At 73.6% G+C, this 19,030-nt stretch carries 15 protein-coding genes and 2 pseudogenes; 4 read left to right on the forward strand and 13 right to left on the reverse strand.

Annotation, left to right across the window (positions count from 1 at the left end; translation table 11 throughout):
- The first annotated feature begins 109 nt into the window (after positions 1 to 109).
- Positions 110 to 544, forward strand: a complete 435-nt coding sequence (locus GL259_RS36250; protein WP_159537895.1) for an ester cyclase — start codon at positions 110 to 112, stop codon at positions 542 to 544.
- A 78-nt stretch (positions 545 to 622) separates the two neighbouring features.
- On the opposite strand, the gene GL259_RS36255 is transcribed toward GL259_RS36250, so the two are convergent.
- The 9 genes from GL259_RS36255 to GL259_RS36295 all read right to left on the reverse strand — a co-directional run bounded on the left by GL259_RS36255 (position 623) and on the right by GL259_RS36295 (position 13,682).
- Entirely contained in the window at positions 623 to 1,882 is a 1,260-nt protein-coding gene (locus GL259_RS36255) for an FxsB family cyclophane-forming radical SAM/SPASM peptide maturase (RefSeq protein ID WP_243762497.1), read from the reverse strand.
- A 26-nt stretch (positions 1,883 to 1,908) separates the two neighbouring features.
- On the reverse strand, positions 1,909 to 2,091 hold the full coding sequence (locus GL259_RS36260; protein WP_159537897.1) for a YxD-tail cyclophane-containing RiPP peptide: 183 nt from the start codon (positions 2,089 to 2,091) through the stop codon (positions 1,909 to 1,911).
- A gap of 18 nt (positions 2,092 to 2,109) precedes the next feature.
- Positions 2,110 to 5,094 carry an FxSxx-COOH system tetratricopeptide repeat protein gene (fxsT, locus tag GL259_RS36265; RefSeq protein ID WP_159537899.1) on the reverse strand — a complete coding sequence of 995 codons (2,985 nt, stop codon included), beginning with the start codon at positions 5,092 to 5,094 and terminating at the stop codon, positions 2,110 to 2,112.
- Between the two features lie 83 nt (positions 5,095 to 5,177).
- The gene (locus GL259_RS36270; RefSeq protein ID WP_243762498.1) at positions 5,178 to 6,452 is read right to left on the reverse strand and encodes an FxsB family cyclophane-forming radical SAM/SPASM peptide maturase; all 1,275 of its coding nucleotides are present in this window, start codon (positions 6,450 to 6,452) and stop codon (positions 5,178 to 5,180) included.
- A gap of 129 nt (positions 6,453 to 6,581) precedes the next feature.
- Positions 6,582 to 6,803: a hypothetical protein gene (locus GL259_RS36275; RefSeq protein ID WP_159537903.1), complete on the reverse strand. Its 222-nt coding sequence runs from the start codon at positions 6,801 to 6,803 to the stop codon at positions 6,582 to 6,584.
- 71 nt (positions 6,804 to 6,874) lie between these two features.
- Positions 6,875 to 9,940 carry an SAV_2336 N-terminal domain-related protein gene (locus GL259_RS36280; RefSeq protein ID WP_279578644.1) on the reverse strand — a complete coding sequence of 1,022 codons (3,066 nt, stop codon included), beginning with the start codon at positions 9,938 to 9,940 and terminating at the stop codon, positions 6,875 to 6,877.
- Positions 9,941 to 10,052: 112 nt separating this feature from the next.
- Positions 10,053 to 11,087 (reverse strand): MoxR family ATPase, encoded by a 1,035-nt coding sequence (locus GL259_RS36285; protein WP_159537905.1) that lies wholly within the window; start codon positions 11,085 to 11,087, stop codon positions 10,053 to 10,055.
- A gap of 160 nt (positions 11,088 to 11,247) precedes the next feature.
- Positions 11,248 to 13,344: a trypsin-like peptidase domain-containing protein gene (locus GL259_RS36290; RefSeq protein WP_159537907.1), complete on the reverse strand. Its 2,097-nt coding sequence runs from the start codon at positions 13,342 to 13,344 to the stop codon at positions 11,248 to 11,250.
- Positions 13,341 to 13,682 (reverse strand): CU044_2847 family protein, encoded by a 342-nt coding sequence (locus GL259_RS36295; protein WP_159537909.1) that lies wholly within the window; start codon positions 13,680 to 13,682, stop codon positions 13,341 to 13,343. The genes GL259_RS36290 and GL259_RS36295 overlap by 4 nt, the downstream gene beginning before the upstream one ends.
- Before the next feature lie 312 nt (positions 13,683 to 13,994).
- Between GL259_RS36295 and GL259_RS36300 the strand changes: the two genes are divergently transcribed.
- Entirely contained in the window at positions 13,995 to 14,408 is a 414-nt protein-coding gene (locus GL259_RS36300; RefSeq protein ID WP_159537911.1) for an SRPBCC family protein, read from the forward strand.
- 212 nt (positions 14,409 to 14,620) lie between these two features.
- Positions 14,621 to 15,025: a Rid family hydrolase gene (locus tag GL259_RS36305; RefSeq protein WP_159537913.1), complete on the forward strand. Its 405-nt coding sequence runs from the start codon at positions 14,621 to 14,623 to the stop codon at positions 15,023 to 15,025.
- A gap of 402 nt (positions 15,026 to 15,427) precedes the next feature.
- Here the strand turns inward: GL259_RS36305 and GL259_RS36310 are convergent.
- Both GL259_RS36310 and GL259_RS36315 read right to left on the reverse strand, forming a co-directional pair.
- A pseudogene (locus GL259_RS36310) lies at positions 15,428 to 15,673 on the reverse strand (hypothetical protein); the annotation flags it as partial.
- A gap of 330 nt (positions 15,674 to 16,003) precedes the next feature.
- On the reverse strand, positions 16,004 to 16,402 hold the full coding sequence (locus tag GL259_RS36315; protein ID WP_159537915.1) for a helix-turn-helix domain-containing protein: 399 nt from the start codon (positions 16,400 to 16,402) through the stop codon (positions 16,004 to 16,006).
- Between the two features lie 182 nt (positions 16,403 to 16,584).
- On the opposite strand from GL259_RS36315, the gene GL259_RS36320 reads away from it, so the two are divergent.
- Positions 16,585 to 17,310: an alpha/beta fold hydrolase gene (locus GL259_RS36320; protein WP_159537917.1), complete on the forward strand. Its 726-nt coding sequence runs from the start codon at positions 16,585 to 16,587 to the stop codon at positions 17,308 to 17,310.
- A gap of 63 nt (positions 17,311 to 17,373) precedes the next feature.
- Here the strand turns inward: GL259_RS36320 and GL259_RS36325 are convergent.
- Positions 17,374 to 17,760: pseudogene (locus GL259_RS36325) on the reverse strand (transposase family protein); the annotation flags it as partial.
- Positions 17,761 to 17,834: 74 nt separating this feature from the next.
- Positions 17,835 to 18,848, reverse strand: a complete 1,014-nt coding sequence (locus tag GL259_RS36330) for a LacI family DNA-binding transcriptional regulator (RefSeq protein ID WP_159537919.1) — start codon at positions 18,846 to 18,848, stop codon at positions 17,835 to 17,837.
- Positions 18,849 to 19,030 lie beyond the last annotated feature (182 nt).

The following is a 19,030-nucleotide window of genomic DNA, read 5'->3' on the forward strand; positions in this document are numbered from 1 at the left end:
CCCGCGGCCCGCCGTGCCGGTCACCCGACCGCGCCCCGTGTCACATTTGCGGTGGCCGCGCCGTCGTACCGCCGAGACACCGTCCGGCACGGAGCAGAGGAGAGACCGCATGCCGACGACCGGGGCAACGAACCACACAGCGACGCTCGAACGTCTTCACTCCGCCGTGAACAGCGGCGATCCGGAAGCCGTCTCGAAGGCCATCGACGAGTGTGTCGCACCGGACCTGCTCTTCCACGCGCCGGTGCCGGTGGGCGAGACGGGCGCGAAGGCCCTGAAGCGGGTGTGGGAGGTGCTCCTGCGCGCGTTCCCCGACATCCACGTCGCCGTTCAGGAGACGGTCACGGAGGGCGACAAGGTCGTCGTCAGGAACACGGTGACCGGGACCCACCTGGGGGAGTACCGGGGCCTGCCGCCCACCGGGAAGACCGTCACCTACGACGAGATCTTCATCTTCCGCTTCGCCGACGGGCGGATCGCCGAAGTCCGGGGGGTCGTCGACGTCCTCACACAGCTACGTCAGCTCGGCGCCCTTCCGTCCTGACGGGGCCCGCGGGCCGTCGGCGCCGACCGGAACCGGCGGGGACGACCGAGGGCTCGCCCCGCCGCCTGTCCACGCCGTTCAGAGCCGGTCCGGACCGGTCCGGGCGCCCGGCCCGCAGGCCGTCTCCCCGAGCCGCACAGCCACGTGCCGGATGAGCCGGTACAGGTCGGCGCAGTACACCGAGCGGTTGCGGAAACCGGTGTCCGGACGGTAGCGGTGCGCGTAGTTCCCACCGCCGCAGACCTCGCCCACCGGGCAGTTCCGGCAGGCGTCCGGGAGCGCGTCCGGGCCGAGCTGGCGGGCTGCGATCCCGGGGTGGTCCAGTGCCTCGTCGAAGGAGTGGCGGAAGACGTCCAGACCGGTGGCCGGTGCCCCGGCGTAAGCCGTTTTCAGCGAGTCCACCTGCTCGATGGAGCCGTCGGTGTCGATGACGACGGCGACCAGGGGAGAGGTGCCGACCGCCTCGGCCTGGCCCGGCAGCCCGAGGAGCAGGCCGATGATCTCCCGGAAGATCCGCACCGGCGGCCCGGCCGGGCGACGGGCCAGCCAGTGGTCGAACGCGGTGATCAGCCAGTCGGCGTACGGTGTCGCCTCCCTCGCCGGGCTCGTGCCGGGCGGCGGGGAGGACCAGGTGGCGTGCGGCAGCAGCAGGTCCAGGGCGGGAGGCCGCAGCGCGGCCAGGGATTCGTACACCTCCACCGGGTCGGACTCCAGATCGATCGTGCACAGGATTCCTGCCCAGGAATCCGGGCGGGCGCTCAGCCGGCGCAGCCCGCGGGCCGCCGCCGGCCACGCGGGCCGTCCGGCGTGGGTGATCCGGCGCCCGTTCAGGGCGGCGCTGCCACCGTCCAGGCTGACCCCGATCCGGATGTCCGCGGCGGCGAGCACGGCGAGCGCCCGGTCCGTCAGCAGGGTCGCGTTGGTCTGCAGGCTCGCGTGCACCGCGCAGCCGGGGGCCCGCGCGCGCACCGCCGCGCGCACGGTCGCGGCGCACTCGGCGAGGAAGGCCGCCCCGGCGAGCAGCGGCTCGCCGCCGTGGAAATTGAGGTGCACGGCATCGAGGCCGTGCGCGGCCGCGTGGTCGGCGATCCGCCGGGCGGCACGGCGCACCACTCGGTCCGGGACCCGCGGCGGGCGGTCCCGCCAGCTGTGGTCCGCGCCCCGGTAGACGTAGCAGTAGGTGCAGGCGAGGTTGCAGCGGCTGTGCACCTTCAGCACGAACTGCCGGAACGGCAGCGGCCGCACCCCGCTGCGGCGCAGGCCGGCCACGTCCAGGGCGCGGTGCGGCCACGACGGGTGCCGGGACGGCTCCGGGGGCGGCGGGGGAGGGGCGGGCACGGCCGTGGAGTGCGGGACGGTACGGCTCAGAGGATGCCGTCCTCGTAGAAGGCGACGGGCGTCTTCTCGGTTCCGCACCGGGTGAGGAGGGCGGCCACGACCGGGCCGAGCACCGGGTGCCCGCCGGGCGTGGCCAGGGCGCGTGCGTCGAGGTGGGACAGGTCGGGCAGGTCGGCCGGCGACGGGACGACGGTGGGGCGGTCGTGCATGGGGTGGGTCAGGGCCTTTCAGATGGGCTGGGGTTCGAAGTCCCAGTAGGGACGCTCGCGGCGGCGGACGGAAAGGGTGTGCGGATGCTGGGCTCCGAAGGAGTCGGTGAGCCCCTGCAGGGCTTCCTTCTCGTGCTTGGCGGCCTCCTCCGCACGGCGCAGCGCCCGCAGGTCGTCGGCCAGGGCCGCGCGGCAGGACAGGGTGAGCGGATGCAGGGCGCCCAGGACGTGGACGGCCCGCTCCAGCGTGCCGCGGCTGAGGTCCACGGCCCCTTCGTCGTCGCCGACCAGGTGCCGGGCGCCGGCCGCGTTGAGGGCCGTGCCCAGCGTCCACGGGTGGTCCTCGCCGACGGCCGCGCGCATACCGGCGTACGCCCGCTCGGCGAGCGTCACCGCCTCCTCGCGCTCCCCGTACTCCCACAGCACCAGGCCGATGTTGCCGTAGGTGCCGATGGCGTAGGGGTGGTCCTCGCCGACCAGCGCCCGGTAGTGCTGCGCGACCTTGTCCGCCAGCGCCCGGGCCTCGACGAGGTCTCCGTGCTCCCGGACGAAGGTCGCGAAGTCGGCCTGCACCATGAGGGTGTCGGGGTGCCGGGGACCCTGCACGCGGATGCTGCGGGTCACCACGTCCCGCATCAGGCTCTCGGCCCCCGCCAGATCGCCCTGCCGCCTGCGGCACAGGGCGAGGTTGTGCTCGGCGCGCATCGTCTCGGGATTGTTGGAGCCGAGCCGGTCGCGGTGCAGCCGGAGGTTGAGCTCCTGCCGTGAGGTGGCCTCCACGTACTGGCCGAGCAGGCGGAGCATCCTGGCGACGTTGAGGTTCGACCGCAGCGTGTCCAGGTTCTCGGTCCGGAACAGGCGGGTGCGGATGGCGGCGTTCTCCTCGAACACCTGCCGGGCCTCGTCGTACCGGCCGAGCAGCCCCAGCGTGCTGCCGAGGTTCTCGCGCGCCTGGAGGGTGCGCGGGTTCTCCGGGCCCACCGTGCCCAGGTACTGCCGGTACATGTCCTCGTACAGCTCGTACGCCTCGTCCAGCCTGGCCAGCGCCATGAGCGCGCCGCCCAGGGCGTTGCGGGCGCTGAGCAGGTCCGGATCGTCCGGCGGACGGCCGTCGAACGCGCGGACGCCTTCCCGGCCCACCGCCTCGGCCTCCTGGTAGCGGCCGGACCGGCGCAGCAGGTTCGAGTGCTGGAGCATCGCGAGCCGCATGACCCGGGAGGTGGGGGACATGAAGGAGCGCCAGTGGGCCAGAGCCTGCTCGCACAGGGACAGACCGGTCCGGTACTCGCCCCGCGCCCGGGCGTAGTTGATGCAGTTCAGCACCAGTTCCTGGACGTCCCCGTCCGAGCTGTCCAGCGCCCCCGAGTGCTTCAGGTGCGGGAAGAGGTTGGCGTAGCGGTGCCAGTGGTTGGGCTCGTTGGGCTGACGGGGATCGGCGTCGACGAGGATGCGGCAGGCCGTCGCCGAGAGCACGTCGCGTTCCGCCTCGCTGAGGTCGTTGCGCAGGAAGCCGTGGTACAGCTTGTGCATCTGGACGCTGTCGACGACCGTCTCCTGACCCGGCGAGGTCTCGTAGTCCAGCCGGACCGCCGTCGCCTCGGAGAGCCGGCGCAGGGCCGTGTGCCAGCCGATGGGATCCGCGGCGAGGGCGGCCAGGTGCGGCGGCAGGTCCCGGGCCCGCGCGGACTGGATCAGCCGTACGGGAATGTTCTCCGGGGAGAAGAACACCAGCAGCTTGAGCAGCTCGGCGGCGCTCTCGGCCCGCTCCCGCAGCGTGTTCAGCGTTATCGACCAACTGGTCTGGAAGCTCATCGAGTACTGCTCGCTCAGCCCGATGCCGACCTTGCTGGGCTCGCCGCGCCGGATCAGCGCGATGTAGTCCCGCGCGGGCATGGGGTTGGTGTCCAGCCAGGCGGTGGTCTGGGCGAGGATGAGCGGCAGGTCCTCGACCGCGTCCGCCAGGTCGTGCGCCTCCTGGCGGGTCAGCCGCGGGGCCCGGCGCAGCGCGTAGGCGATGCTCTCCTCGCGCAGGAACGGCTGCACCCGGATCTCCCGGGCGCGCCGGGCGGCCGACCAGTCGCGGGTGAGGCTGGTCAGCAGGACGTGCCCGCGGCCCTCGGGGACGAGGTCGTCGACCTGGTCCATGTAATCGGCGCCGTCGAAGACCAGCAGCCAGCGACCGTGGGGCCGCCCGGTGCGCAGCGCCTCGTGCACGGCCCGGATGCGGTCGCCGATCTCCTGGCCCACGGACAGCTCCAGCCGCGCGGCCAGCGCGGCGAGCTGCTCACGGGCCGTGCCCCGGTAGTTGGCGTTGATCCAGTAGACGACGTCGTAGGCGTTGCCGAAGCGGTGGGCGTACTCCTGGGCGATCTGGCTCTTGCCCACCCCGGAGATGCCGTACAGCGAACAGCGGGCGCCCTCGTCGCCGGCGCTGCTCAGCGCCTCGTGCAGCTCCTCCAGGACCGGGTCGCGGCCGGTGAAGCTGTCGTTGCGGCGGGGCACCTTGCGGATCGCCGGCGGGTCGTGCGGGAAGCGCGGTCCGGTCTCGTCCGTGCCCGCCGGGCCCTGCAGCGCGGGGTCGATGCCGAGCAGGCGCAGGATCCGCCGACGGGCCTCCGTGGCGGCCAGGTCCCGCAGGTCGACGGGGCGCAGCGCGGCGACCGTCGGGGGGAGGGGGTCGGTCGCCACGCTCACCGCGGCGAGCCGGTCCACGTTCGAGGGCACCACCTCGCGCAGAGCGGCGGTCCACTCCGCCCTGGTGCGCGGGCCGAGCCGGAAGTACCAGTTGTCCAGCAGCAGGAGCACCCGTCCGGGTGCCCGCAGCAGATCGAGCAGCGCGTCGGTCAGCGGGCCCGCCGGGCCCGGGTCCCAGCGCAGCGTGGTGGTCCGGTACCCCAGCTGCTCCAGCTGGTGGGAGATCCAGGCGGCCCAGGGGCGGTTGAATCCGGCGTAGCTGATGGTGAAGTGCTCGCCCGGGGCACTGGGCCAGGCTTGCTCAGCCATACAACCGTCTCCCTCGGACGACCCCGCGGAAATGTGACATTCGGCACCTTAGAGCATCTGTCGCGGCATCAAAAATAGGCAGCTCACGGCATGTTGCCCGGCGGCGGCGCGCCGGATGCCCCGGCGGGCAGGGCGGCGAGCAGCCGGTCGGCGATGTGCCGGATCAGCAGCTCGAGGTCGGCGCAGTAGACCGACGGGTGCCTGAATCCGCTGCCCGCCAGGTAACGGTGCGCGTAGTTGCCGCCCCCGCACACGGCCGTCAGCGGGCAGGCGCGGCACTGCGGTGCGAGCGCGGCCGGTCCCATCTGGCGGGCCACCACGCCGGGGTGGTCCAGAGCGGCGTCGAAACTGTCGGTGAACACGTTCAGCCCCGTCGCGCTCGCCCCGTGGTAGGCCGATTTCACCGAGTCCACCTGTTCGATGGCGCCGTCGGTGTCCACGATGATCGCCACCATCGGGGAGAGCCCCACCGTCTCGCTGCCGCTCGGCCGGCCCAGCAGCAGCCCGATGATCTCCTGGAAGATCCGCACCGGCGGGCCCGGCGGATCGGCGTCCCACCAGTGGTCGAAGGCAGCGCGCAGCCACCGGCCGTAGGGCGCGGGCCCGGCCGGACCCGCCGGGGGCGGACTGGACCAGTTGGCGTGCGGCAGCAGCAGGTCCAGGAAGGGCGGGTGCAGGTCGAGCAGCGAGGTGAAGACCTCCACCGGGTCGCTGCACGGGTCGATGGTGCACAGCACACCGGAGTAGCTGTCCGGGCGTTCCCCGAGCAGTCTCGCCGCGCGGGCCAGGGCCGGCCAGGACGGGCGCCCGGCGTGGTCGACCCTGCGGCGGTTCAGGGCGGCGTTGCCGCCGTCCGCGCTCAGGCCCACCCGGATCCCGGCCCGGGCGAGCCGGTCCAGCACCGGCCGGGTCAGCAGCACCCCGTTGGTCTGCACGGCGAGGTCCAGTCCGGTCCCGGCCGGGAGCGTTCCGCGCAGCGCCTCGGCGGCGCGCAGCAGCGGGTCCGGTCCGGTGAGCAGGGGCTCCCCGCCGAAGAAGTCCACCCGCACCTCCCGCAGCCCGTGCCGCCGGACGTGTTCGGCGATGCGCTCGGCGGTCCGGAGCAGGGTGGCGTCCGCCATGTGCACGGGCCGGTCGCGCCAGGTGCTGTCGGGACCCGCGTAGATGTAGCAGTAGGTGCAGGCCAGATTGCAGCGGCTGTGCGTCTTCAGCACGAACTGGCGCAACGGGGCGGGGCGGGTGCCGGACCGCCGCAGCGCGGGGACGTCCAGCAGGTCCAGGGGCCAGGGGGCGGGCTGGCTCACCTCCGCCCCGGCCCGCGGGACGGGGGACGGGAAAGTGCTGCGGTCACGGGTCACGCTGCCACCCTTCATGCGGTCCGGACCGACCGCGACGCCCGCCGGACGGTCGCCGGGGCGGTGGTCTCGCGGCGGACGTGCCGTTCCAGCATCGGGTGGTGCGTCACCCGCCACCAGGTCAAATCCGGCTCAAAACCGCTCCTGGCGTGCGGCCGGTCTGGGCTGCGGGTTGTCGTCGTGGTAGGCGGCCGCCTCCTCCGGCGCCGGCCAGTGGCCGAGCAGCTCGGCCACGACGGCGCGCAGCACCGGATGCCCGGCCGTGGTCCGCAGCAGCCCGGCGTCGTACCCGGACAGGTCGGGGAGCGGTCGGTCCTGCGGTCGTGTCTCCGGCCCCGGCGGAGGACTCTGCACTCTGCACTCCTCAAGGGATGTCGTTCTGCACGGGGCTGCCCGTACCGGCCGCGCCGGAAACGTGCCCACGGTCACGGCCGTGCCTCCAGCCGCGCGATCCGGTCCATGGTGCGCCGGGCCTCCTCGGTGTCCGTCGCGTCCAGCTCCTCCCACAGCGCGCGGGCCAGGCGGTACGACTCCAGCGCGCGGGCGGGTCCCGCCGTGTGCTCCAGGACCTCGCCGCGGCGGTGCCGGGCCCGGGCCGCGGTCAGGGCGTCCCCGGTGCCGGTGGCGGCCCGCAGATAGGCGGTGGAGGCCTGGGCGTAGTGGTGGAAGACACCGGTGCGCCGCGCGAGCAGGGCCTGGACGTCACCCAGTTCGAGCCAGGCCTGCGCGCCGGTCCCGCCGTCGTCGCGCGTGGCGAGGGTGAGGGTCCAGGCGGCTTCGTGCAGGTCGGCGACCCCGCCCTGCTGCTCGTGCCGCAGGCGCAGGGCGCGGCCGAACAGCAGGCGGCGGTGGCCGGCACGGGGATCGTCGGAACCGGTCCGGCCGTTGGCCTCCCGCAGCAACTGCACGGCACGGGCCGCGAGCTGGGTCGACTCCGGCTCCGACTCCGCCCGCCGCAGGGCGAGTTCACCGGACTCGGTGAGCAGGTCCACGTGCCGGTGGGTGTCGGGCGGGACCAGCCGGCGGGCCCGGGTGAAGGCCTCGTCGGCCGCCCGGAGGGCGTCGAGGTCCCCGGTCCGGTCGTGGTGGTCGCGGCGGTTGCGGGCGGCCAGGGTCAGACAGGCCGCCTCGGCGAGCGGGTCGGCGGCCTCCCGGGCGAGCGCGGCGGCCTCGGTCAGCAGCTCGTGCGCCTCGTCGCCGCCCTGCCCGTCGGGCGGTGCGGACAGCGCCTCCGCGAGACCGGTCAGCGCGGTCGGCAGGCTGTCGTGGCGCGCGTCCGGGTCCTCGCGCAGCCCTTCGACGGCACTGGCCAGGTCGGCCGCGGCTCGCAGCGCGAAGCCGCGCTCGCCGCTCAGCCGGGCCAGGTCGAGCAGCACATGGCCGCGGCTGAGCAGCAGGGGCGGCGGAACCCGGCCGGCGGGCCACCGCCGGGCCTGCGCGGTCAGCGCCTCCTGGGCCTCCTCCAGCAGTGCCGGACGAGGGCCCCCGGGAGCGGTGGCGGACAGCGTGCGCAGCGCCTCGGCGAGCAGCAGGACGCACGCCAGGCGGGCCTCGTCGCCGTTTCCCTCCGCCTCCTCCAGGGCGGTGCGGCAGTGCCCGGCGGTCTCCCGCAGGCCCGCGACGGCCTGCGCGGCGCGTCCCGCGGCGAGCGCGGCCCGGGCGCGGGCGTCCAGGACCCGGGCGAGCGCGAGTCCGGTGCTCAGGGTGCGGTCCGCGGCGAGCGCGCCGCGTGCCGCCCGTTCGGCCTCGTCCAGGACGTCCTCACCACCCCACTCCTGCCAGGTCTGCCGCAGCGCATCGGCGAGCCGGGCGAGGAGCTCCCCGGAGGGGCCGGTGTCGGCCGCCGCCCGCAGCAGACGTGCGGCGGCCAGCAGATCGCGTGGGGAGCGTTCGCGCTCGTAGCGGTCGAGCAGGGTGCGGCCCAGTTCTCCGGCACCGGGCGCGGCGGACGTGTGGCGCAGCAGCGCGGGTTCGGGCTCGAAGCGGCGCAGCACCCGCTCCGACACCCGGGCGAAGGGCTCGGGTACGGCGTCCGGGCCGATCTCCGGGTCGGTGCCGACGTCCATGAGGTAGGCGACCGCGACGGCCGGGAAGTTGCGGGCGCTGCGGCCGAAGGCCCTCTCGACGTACAGCGAGCAGTGCTTGAGGACGAGGGCGGCCTCACCGGCGCTGAGCCGGTCGATGAGCAGGTCGCGGACGCCGGGCAGGAACTCGTACCACGGCTCGCCGCGGTACGCCCCCGGAGCCTCGGTGCCCTCCGGGCCGGGGGCCTGGACGACGAGGCCGCTGAGCAGCACCTCGGACAGCTCGGCGGGGCCGGTCTGCGGGAGCATGGCGCGCTGGACGAGCTGCATGACGGGAAGGGAGAGCGGGGCGGCGGACAGGTACACGGCGAGCTGGCGGCCGAGCGGCGAGGCGGACGCCTCGAAGGCGGCGAGGAGCTGGGCGGCGTCCCGCGCCGGGGAGCCGCCCGGGCGGGCCGGCCCGGCGCCCGGACCCGTGGTGCCGGGCCCGCCGACCCAGGCGGCGGCCCCGCGCAGCCGTACCCCGGTGTTCCCGGTGACCAGCCGCGCCCACGTCGACAGGGCCCCGGGACTGGCGGCCAGCACCGGCACGGGCAGCGCGGCCGGAGCGCCGGCGTCCCGGGCCGTGCGGCGCAGGGGGGTGAACTCCAGCGGGCCGTACCCGCCGGGGCGGCGGCGCAGGGTGCCGGGCTCGGCCGGCAGCCGGGTGCGCGCCCACAGCCGCTGCGACAGCGGCTGCAGGACGGCGAGCGGACCGCCGCGCACTCCTCGGTGCAGCAGCTCCCGCATGGCGGAGCCCTGCCACAGCGGGCCCGCGCAGTCGCTGACGACCAGGGTCACACGCCGGCCGCCGGGTTCCAGCAGCTGCTCGGCGGGCACCCGGGGCGCGTTGAGGTGCGGCAGGGCGCTCGCGGCCACACCCGTGCCGTCCGGGCGCAGGTGGCGTACCGTCACACTGCGGAAGGCGCCGACCCATTCGCACACCTCCCGCAGCTCGTGCACCATCTGCTCCCACACGGTCATGGAAGGCGAGGAGTCCACGAGGAGCTGCAGGTCCGCCTCCCGGCCGTGGACCGGGCGCAGCACCGGCCACACCAGACCGCAGTCCGCCGCGCGGTCGGCGGTCGCCGTCTCGTCGACCTCGCCGGGGCCGGGCACGGCCGACAGCCGGTAGCGCCGGAAGGGACGCAGCGCACGCTGCAGGGGCAGCAGCGCGGGGAAGGCCGACGCGGAGGGGACGGCGATGTCCTGGCGCGGCGCGGTGCGTGCCGCGACGCCCTCCCGTACGGGCAGCAGATCGACCGCGGCGCGCCCGGGCCCGGCCTCCGTCACCGGATCGCGGACGGGCGGCACGGCGGACCCGGCTCCCCCGGAGGGCGGTGCAGCCGGTGGTGTGCCGGTCCCGGGGGTGTCACCGGCCCCGCCGGGCGGCGGGCCGGGCCGCGGGGGATGCGGCCGGCCAGCCACAGGGCGTCGGCCAGGCCCCGGGCGTCCAGGGACACGCCGGCCGACCGTAAGCGGGCCACCAGGTCGGACAGCGGCCGGTGGTCGTCTCCTGCGGTGCTGCCGGGCACGGGCGTTACCGGGTCCGGTCGAGGGGGCGCAGCAGTTCCGCCGTGAGCCGCTCGCGCGTCTCCTCCTCGTCCGTCCAGCCCGCCTCGTCGATCAGGTGGATGGCGTTCAGCAGCTGGTCGACCGCCCGTACGTCCCCGGAGGAACGGGACACGAACGCGTCGATCAGCGACTCGTAGCGGCCGGGGGCGTCCTCTCCGAAGTGCGCCCGCACCATGCCGGCCAGTTGCTCCTTGTCGGGGCGGTCGAGCCGGAAGTGGATGCACCGGCGCAGCAGGGGCGCGGGGAAGTCGCGCTCCCCGTTGCTGGTGAGGACGACGAAGGGGAACGCCCGGCAGCGCACCCTGCCGCCGCGTACCGTCACCTTCGTGCCGTCGTCGCACCGCACGTCCACCTCGGGCGCGCGTTCCGCGATCCGCTCCAGCTCCGGGATGACGTACTCGCCGTCCTCCAGCACGTTCAGCAGGTCGTTCGGCAGGTCGATGTCGCTCTTGTCCAGCTCGTCGATCAGCAGCACGCGCGGCCGTGCGGAGGGCAACAGGGCGGTGCCCAGCGGCCCCAGACGGATGTACGTGCCGATGTCCTGCGCACGCGGCGGGTCCGTCTCGGTGTGCTCCGGCGGGGCGGTGAGACCGCGTTCGATCTGCAGGTCCTGCAGCCGGCCCAGCGCGTCGTACTGGTAGAGGCCGTCGCGCAGGGTGGTGCGGCTGACGATGGGCCAGGTGAGGACCCGGCCGAGCCCGAGTTCGTGGGCGACCGAGTGGGCGAGCGTGCTCTTGCCGCTGCCGGGTTCGCCGGTCACCAGCAGCGGGCGGCGCAGGTAGAGGGCCGCGTTGACCAGTTCCTGTTCCCGGGTGCTGGGGCGGTGCAGGGCTCCCTGGCGGCCGCGTACGCCGAGCCGGCGCGTGGAGGCGGCCTCCAGGGCCGGGGCGGGCGGCACGAGCGGGGCCCCGTCGAAGTCCCGCCAGGGCGGCGGCGGAGGAAGTTCAGCGATCCCGTCGTGCGGGACACCGGCCCCACGGTAGATCAGCCACTCGCTCACGTCGCTCTCCTCGTTTCCGGTAGTCCGGCGGGTTGTCGTCGCGGGTCGGAACGGCGGGGCGGTCCCGCCCCGCTCCCAGCAGCCCCCGGCAGGACGCGACACCAAGACGTTACCCATTCACGGCCGTGCTGACGACTCCCCCATCCGGCCGCCACCGGCCTCATGAAGGTGGGAATTCTACTCGCGGCGGAGCGGACGGCGGCAGCGGATTGCCGGGATCGTCATAGAGCAGCACCACCTGCCCGGCCCAGGCCGCCCCGGCGTTCCCGCCTCGCGCTTCGCGTCTCAACTCCATTATCTTTTGCGGAAGTTCACGTATGGTCACGGCTTCCGGCGGCTGTCCCGCGCGGCGGCCGAGCAGATCGGACACCCGGGTGTGGAAGGTGTCGCACTCTTTTCCGCACGGTCCCGGCGGGTGTCCGTCCACCGACCAGACGGCGACCGCGTAGCCGCTCTCCAGCACGGTCGAGGCGGCTTCGGAGCCGGGGCCGGAGTCGATCGCCAGGCACAGCACCGGGACCGCGCCGGCCGGCTGCTCGCGCAACGCGTCCAGACCGAGCACCGACCCCTCACCGGACAGGCGTACGGTGTGCAGCCTGCGGGCGCGCGTGACCCGGTGCCAGCGGTCGTGCCAGCGGTGGCGGGCGTCCGCGTCACGGCCGGCCGCCCAGGGGTCCGCGCCGCTGTCCCGGCGTGCGGCGTCCCGCACCACCACCGCCCGGCCGAGGCCGACCGGTGTGCCCCGGGCGGCGAGCCAGTCGTGCACCGCGGTGCCCAGGCGCTCCGGGGGCAGGGCCACCTCGAGCCGGGTGGAGGTGCCGCCGGGGCCGTCGGCGTCCTCCAGCGCGTCCAGGAGGTGCCGTTCGACCTTCCACACGGCCCGTTCGAAGGACAGCCCCCAGGGGTCGTCCCCGGCCACGGCCGGCGTCCAGGTGCCGCCGCCGTAGCCCAGGCTGATGGTCCAGTCGAACACCGGGGTGCCGTCGTCGTACGGCACGGGCAGGAATTCGACCAGGACCGCCGAGGGCAGCGCCCGGGCGGCGGTGCCGAGCGCCTTCCGGTCCTCCGGCCCCAGTTCCCCCGACCGCCACAGCGCCCAGTCGCGCAGCGCCTCCACGTGCCGGGTGCCCTCGGCGTCGCCGGTGTCCCGCAGGGTCCGGTCCAACTCGGCGGCGATCAGCAGTGCGAAGTGCAGGAAGGCCCTCAGTTCCCGTGCCGCGTCCGGTGCGTAGAGCATGCCCTGGCCGTCCCGCCAGGTCAGCAGCCGCGGGCTGAACGTCCTGCCGGGCGTGCCGAGGGTCTCCGCCGTGATCCGGCCGACGACGGCCGGCCGGGGGGACGGCAGCGCCGCCAGCAGGTCCAGGACCCGCAGCCGGTCGAGCACGGTGCGCTTGCGGCCCTCGGCGGCCGGAAGTTTCAGCTGTACGTCGGACCAGGTGCGCGTGGTGCCCTGGCCGGCCCGCTGCCGGTCGGCGTGCCAGCGGTCGTGCAGCCTCATGAGCGCGTCGTAGGGGTGCGGACCCAGGTCCGGTGTGCCGGGGAGGTGATGGGCGGGGGTGAGGGCGCGCAGCGCGGAGACCGGTACGGCGAGCACGGTGGTGCCGGTGTCGCTGCGGGCCTTGACCACCCCGGACACCTCGCCCAGCTCCAGATCGACCAACGGGCCGCCGGAGATGCCCCGGGGCACCCGGGCGTCCGCGTCCAGCAGCAGTTGCTCGCGTTCCTGCCCGACGAGCCGGCAGCTGGCGTTCCAGTGCTCCGCTGCGGGGAGTGCGCCGTCCTGGCGGCCGAAGAGATGGGCCGCGCCGACCGGTACGCCGGAGCGGTCGGTCAGCCACACGCACGGCTGCGCCGGGATCTCCTCCAGCAGTCCCACCAGCGCGAGGTCGGGCCGGATGGCCAGCGCGGACGGCACGGAGGGTTCCTCCGTGCCGTCCGTCCAGCGGGCCTGTGCCGCGGCCGTGGGCCCGGCCAGGTGGTAGGCGAGCCGGCCGCGGTAGATCCGGTCGCCGTGGACGATCCCCAGTTCCTCCCCGGGCCCGGTGCCCCGGCGCCGGCCGTCCGCGTGCACCAGGACATGGGCGCAGGTGAGCACCCAGCCGGGTGCGACGAGGAAGCCGCTGCCCCAGCCGCGCGGCCGGGCGCCCTCGGCGCCGGGCAGGCCCCGGACGCCCACGGTCGCCTCCCGCGCCAGGCGCCGGAGTTCGTCGAACTGCTCTCTGCCGACCGCCTCCCCGCTTCCGGCGGCGGCGGTCACCGGCCGGAGTCCCGCCAGGTGAGCGTGATCGACAGATTGCCCTTGGCCTCTCCGTCGGCGAGGAGGGCGACCGCCCTGCCGGGTTTGGCGGAGATCTCTACGCCGAAGGTGACGCTCCACTCGTCCGGCCGGGCCGCCGAGGCCGCCTCGCGCACGGAGGTGGCGACTCCGTCGACCAGGCTCCTCAGGCCCTCGACCCGTGTGGTGACCTCGTCCCACAGGCCGACGTCCTCCCACTGGGTGCCGTAGTCGTCGTCGCCGGGCTCGACCAGCCGAGACACCCTGGCCCGTACGGCGGTGCCGTCCGGCAGTGTGATCGGTACGACGTTGTCCCCCATGACACACCTCCCCCGTGTGACTGACGGCTGATCAGGTTACCTCTCGGGGGGCGGCAGCACGAGAGTTCCGTGCGCGGGCTCTCGCGCGACCGCCGTCCCACCGCCCACTCGTGGAGGGTCCGCTCGTCACGCCGGCCCGCGGGCCGGCGCCCGGGTCGCGTGGTCACCCGTCGGGCCGTAGGCCATGACCACCCGTACGGGTCGTCCTTGCCCCGTCCGAACCGGCCGGGGACACCCTTCCCGAGCCGCCATCAGCGCGACGGACCCCGGATTCCCTTTTGCCGCCCTTCGTCCGGGGGAACAGCCGGAGGCATGGGTGACTACGACAACTCGATCTCCGTGGACGTTCCGCCGGAGCGTCTCTTCTCCTACCTCGCCGACGTCCAGAACCTGCCCGCCTACCTGCCCCGGCTGACGTCCGCCGGGCCCCACGACGGCGACCGGGTCACCGTCACCGCTCACATCGATCCCGAGGACGCTCCCGAACAGGACGTCACCAGCGAGGCCTGGATCCACGTCGTCGAAGAGGGGAAGAGCCTGGAGTGGGGCGCACCGGGCCCTCACGACTACCGCGGACGCCTGCACGTCGAAGCCGGTGACGAGCCGGGGAAGGCCCGGCTCGCCCTCGAACTCCACACGCAGAAGGTCGAGGGCGACCAGGTCGATCACGGTCTGCAGGAAGCCCTGCGCGGCATCAAGGCCGCCGTGGAGCGTGCCGAACACTGATCCGGCCCGGTCGACGGCACCACCCCCGTGAAGCTCCGCTGCGGCGCACCGCCGGACCCGCACACCTCGACGACCTGCTCGACCGCCGCAGCCGTCGGCCGATCACCGGGCCCGGACCGGACGCCGACGGGCCGGTGCCGCACCGGAGCCGAGCACCGGACCGGCACCATGCCCCCGGAATGGACGAGCCGGCGCGGGGTGTTCGAACAGACATGACGAACGATCAGCGCACCATCACCAACCCGGCCGCTCTTCACGACCCGACACCGTTCGGCTACAGCCACGCGGTCTCGGCACCCGGCGAACTCGTCTTCATCGGCGGCCAGTACGCCTCCGACGCCACCGGCGCCCCGGTGCCCGGCGACTTCGCGACCCAGGTGGACCTGGCCTTCGACCGGTTGCGGTCGGCGCTGGAGGGGGTGGGCCTCCGGTATGAGCACGTGGTCCGCCTCGGTACCTTCATCGTCGACCACGACCTCGACAAGCTGGAGATCCTCGGCAAGGCGTTGCACGCCCGCTTCGGTGACAGGCTCCCGGCCCAGACACTGAGCGGCGTGGCCTCGCTCGCGCTGCCGGGAATGCTGTTCGAGGTGGACGCGGTGGCGGTGCGGCCGTAGCGGATTTCCCGGGCGGGCCGGCGTACTCGCCGGCCCGCCCGGCCGAGGTGATCCCCTCCTTCGACGGGGCGCGTCGCTGCGGCGCCGGAGGAGGGCGGCCGGCGTGCGGTCACCGGGGCGGGGCGGCGGGGATGCGGCTGCTGAGCCGCCGCACACAGCGGAGGGGCCGCCACCGGTGGGATCGCTCAGGTGCGGAACCAGACCTGGGCCGTACGGAGGGCGCGGGCCCTCGACCATGAGCCCTCGCCGGACCCGTTCGCCGGCATCGCCGGGTCCTTCCGCGACGCGCCGTGCCGTGACCGGACCGTGCGCCGACGCGTGCGGCGGATGTTCGCCGTGCACGAGGACGAGCCGTCCGCCGCAGGGTCCGCGCCCGCGTCGACCGGCTCGCCGGACGGGGCCTCAACGCCGGGCGTGGCGAATCCTCAACCGTCCGAATCCCATGATCGCGGAGATCCGGATCTTCGGCCCGCCGGGGCGGGAACGCCGCCGGGCCCTGTGGCGCAGGTCCTTCCACTCGGTGCGCACACCCCCGACGTCGACGACCGCATCGCGAGGCACCGTGATCCTGGCCCCGCCTGTCCCGAGCTGCAGCTCGATGTCGACGACCGGATGCTCGGTGATCGCCCGGGACAGGTCCAGGCGCACTCCACGGATCTTCCTGCGGAGAGGTCACCGTCTCACTCCAGGGCCCGTCTTCAAAGGTGCCTACTGAGCCGCCGGCGCGAAGTCGGCGGCTCAGTATCCCCCCGTTGTCCCGTGATCTCTCGTAGGCGGCCAGCTCCTCCGCGTTGCCGATGAAGGCCGGGCCGCAGGGTGATGGCAGACGATCGGCGACCATCGCTACTGCAGCTTGCGCGCTGTCTGTCTCGCCGATCCGCGGGCTGGTTCGGCTCGGCCCTTCGACGTGGTGCCGGCCGTCTCCTGGGCCGTGTCTTCGAAGTGGGATTGTCGGGTGACACTCGGTTTGCCGTCCCGCTATGAGGTCATCGGCGGATCCGTGCGGGCGTCGTAGGCGGCGCGGGCATCGTCGATCCGGGCGAGGTGCGCGACGCTCCATTCGAGCAGAGGCGCGGTGGCCTCGCGCAGGGTGATGCCCATCTCGGTGAGCTCGTAGCTGACATGCGGCGGCATCACGTCGTGGACGGTGCGGGTCAGGATTCCGTCGCGCTCCAGGCTGCGCAGCGTCACGGTGAGCATGCGCTGGCTGATTCCGTCGATGGCCCTCTTGAGCTCGGTGAAACGGCGCGGTCCGTCCCTGAGACTGCGCACGACCAGCAGCGACCACTTGTCTCCGACGATGTCGAGCACCACCCGGGTCCGGCACGCATCGCTGGACCGCGCCGCCGACTGCGGATCGCCCTGTGCCGCGTCCATGGTTACCTCCAGAGAACCGGGTCACCGAAAAGTGCCTCATTGCCCGCGGCGCGTCGTGTGCACCAGCATGCTCTTGGTACTCAAACAGTACTGAGGCGCGAAAGATAACCGCCAGGGCCGCGAACCAGCGGCACGCGCGTGACCGTGCTCTTCTGCTCCTGCGAAGGAGGATCGATTCACTCATGCCCACGTTTCTGCTGGTACACGGTGCTTGGCACAGCGGACGGTGCTGGGAGCGGGTGGTACCGCTGCTGGAGGCTGCCGGGCACCGGGTGTTCGCGCCGTCCCTGACTGGCTTCGGCGACAAGGCACACCTGCTCGGTCCGGAGGTGGGCCTCGATACACACGTCGACGACGTGGTCGGGCTGATCACCGAGGAGAACCTCAGCGACGTCGTACTCGTCGGCCACAGCTACGCAGGGCTGGTGATCTCCTCCGCGGCCAACCGGATTCCGGAACGCATCGCGCACCTGGTCTACCTCGACGCGATGGTCCCGGAGGACGGCGAGTCCGCAGTCGACGTCCAGCCCGTGACACGGCGTCTGATCGAGCTCGCCGAGAAGTCCGGGAGCGGCTGGCGCGTGCCGCCGATGCCCGAGCAGCCCGCGCCCTTCGGCCTGTTCGGCGTCACCGACCCGGCCGACGTGGCCTGGCTGCGCGGGATGCTCTCGGACCAGCCGGTGCGCTGTCTGCGGCAGCCGGTGCGCCTGGGCAACCCGGCCGTCAACGCGATCCCGCGCACGCACATTCACAATGTCGGCGCCATGCCGGCGGGCGTCACCCGTCGCCCCGTCCCCCCGGTCCAGCCCAACGGCACTGCCGCCCGGGTATGGGAGCTGCCGACCGGCCACGACTGCATGATCACCATGCCGGGCGAACTCAGCGAACTGCTTCTCAAGCTCTCCTGAAGGGCGTTGCGGAAGGCCGTGAGCGCGCGGGCTGGAGCGGGTGGCTGGTCTGCCGGTCCATGCGGCGAGGGCGAGGTTGTGCATGCGGGCGACGGCCTGGACGGCGTGGTGGAGGCCGTCGCCGCGTTGCCGGCGGTCGCGGAGGATCTCGTGGTTCTTCATGGGGGAGAAGGTGTGCTCGACGCGGGCGCGGACCTCGCGATGCTGCGCGTTGTCCTCCTCCTCGTCCTTGGGCAGGGGTCGTCCGGGGCGTTTGCGGTGCGGGACGATCGGTCCGGTGTTGACGTGGGTGCCGTCGCCGAGCACCGTCACGCCCTCGCAGTGCTCGGCCGGGCCGGAGTCCCGCCGGGCTTTCGCGTCCGCGGTCGTGCCGGGCACCGGCCGGGCCGCAGCCACCACCAGGCGGAACTCGGCGTCCACGATGACCTGCGCGTTCCGTGAACGTCTCCACCCACACCCGCTCGGCCTTCAACACCCCAGCCATACAACGGAGATGACCAGTTCACGGCCTTCTGCAGCGCTCTTCAGGACGACTCGCGGACCACCAATTCCGTCGCCAGCGTCATCTGCTGCCGGGGCGCGCCGTACTGGGTGATGTCGGTGAGGATGCGGGCCATCGTCCGCCCCAGTTCCTCCACCGGCTGACGTACCGTCGTCAGAGGCGGGTTGGTGTGACGGGCGAGGATGGAATCCTCGAATCCGACGACGGCGACATCGCCGGGCACCTGCCGCTTCTGGCGGCGCAGTTCGGCCAGGGCGCCGACCGCCATGAGGTCCGAGGCGGCGAACACGGCGTCCAGATCCGGGGCGCGTTCAAGAAGCGAACGCATGGCGCGGCTGCCGCCCTCCTCGGTGAAGTCCGCCGTCTCGACCAGGAGTTCGTCCGCCGCCAGACCCGCCTCGTCATGGGCGGTGCGCCAGCCGGCGAGCCGGCTGCGGCCGACGTCCATGTCCTGGGGACCGGTGATCGTGGCGATCCTCGTCCTGCCGCTGTGCAGCAGGTGCCGGACGGCCTCGGCGGCCCCTCCCGAGTTGTCGGAGTCGACGTAACTCAGCTGTTCGCCCGCGTCCCGGCGGCCGGCCAGTACGGTGGGCAGGCCCATCTCCTCCAGCATGCCGGGCAGCCGGTCCTCGGAGTGAACGGAGACCAGGAGGACGCCGTCCACGCGGCGCGTCGCCACCGATTCGGTCAGCTGGTCCCGCTCGGCCTGGTCCCGGACGAGCATGAGCTGCAGCTGGGTCTGGCTTTCGGCGAGGGCGCCGCTGACGCCCCGGATCAACGCGGCGAAGAACGGCTCCGAGCCGAGACGGCTCTCCGATTCCGGGATCACCAGGGCCACGGCGTTGGTGCGGTTGGTGACCAGGCCACGGGCGACCGAGTTGGGAACGTAGTTGAGCTCCTTGATCGCCGCCAGGACCCTGGAGCGGGCGTCGGCGCTGACCAGATCGGAGCCGTTGATCACGCGGGAGACCGTGGTGCGGCCGACGCCGGCACGGGCGGCGACCGTTTTGATCGTGGGCCGGCGATTCCCAGCCATGCGCTCCCCTCCCTCGGCAACCGCGGCGGTGCCGCCGCGTGGGTGACCAGCGGCAATTGTTGCAGATGCCGCCGTGGGCGAAGCACTCCCCAAGTCTTCGAACCGGGTGCCGGACAGCGGGGCCGGACGAGGAGTTGGTTTCAAGTTATTGACAGATCGGCTCTCGACTACGAGTCTTCGAT

This window comes from Streptomyces sp. Tu 3180 (genome assembly GCF_009852415.1).
Classification (GTDB): Bacteria; Actinomycetota; Actinomycetes; order Streptomycetales; family Streptomycetaceae; genus Streptomyces.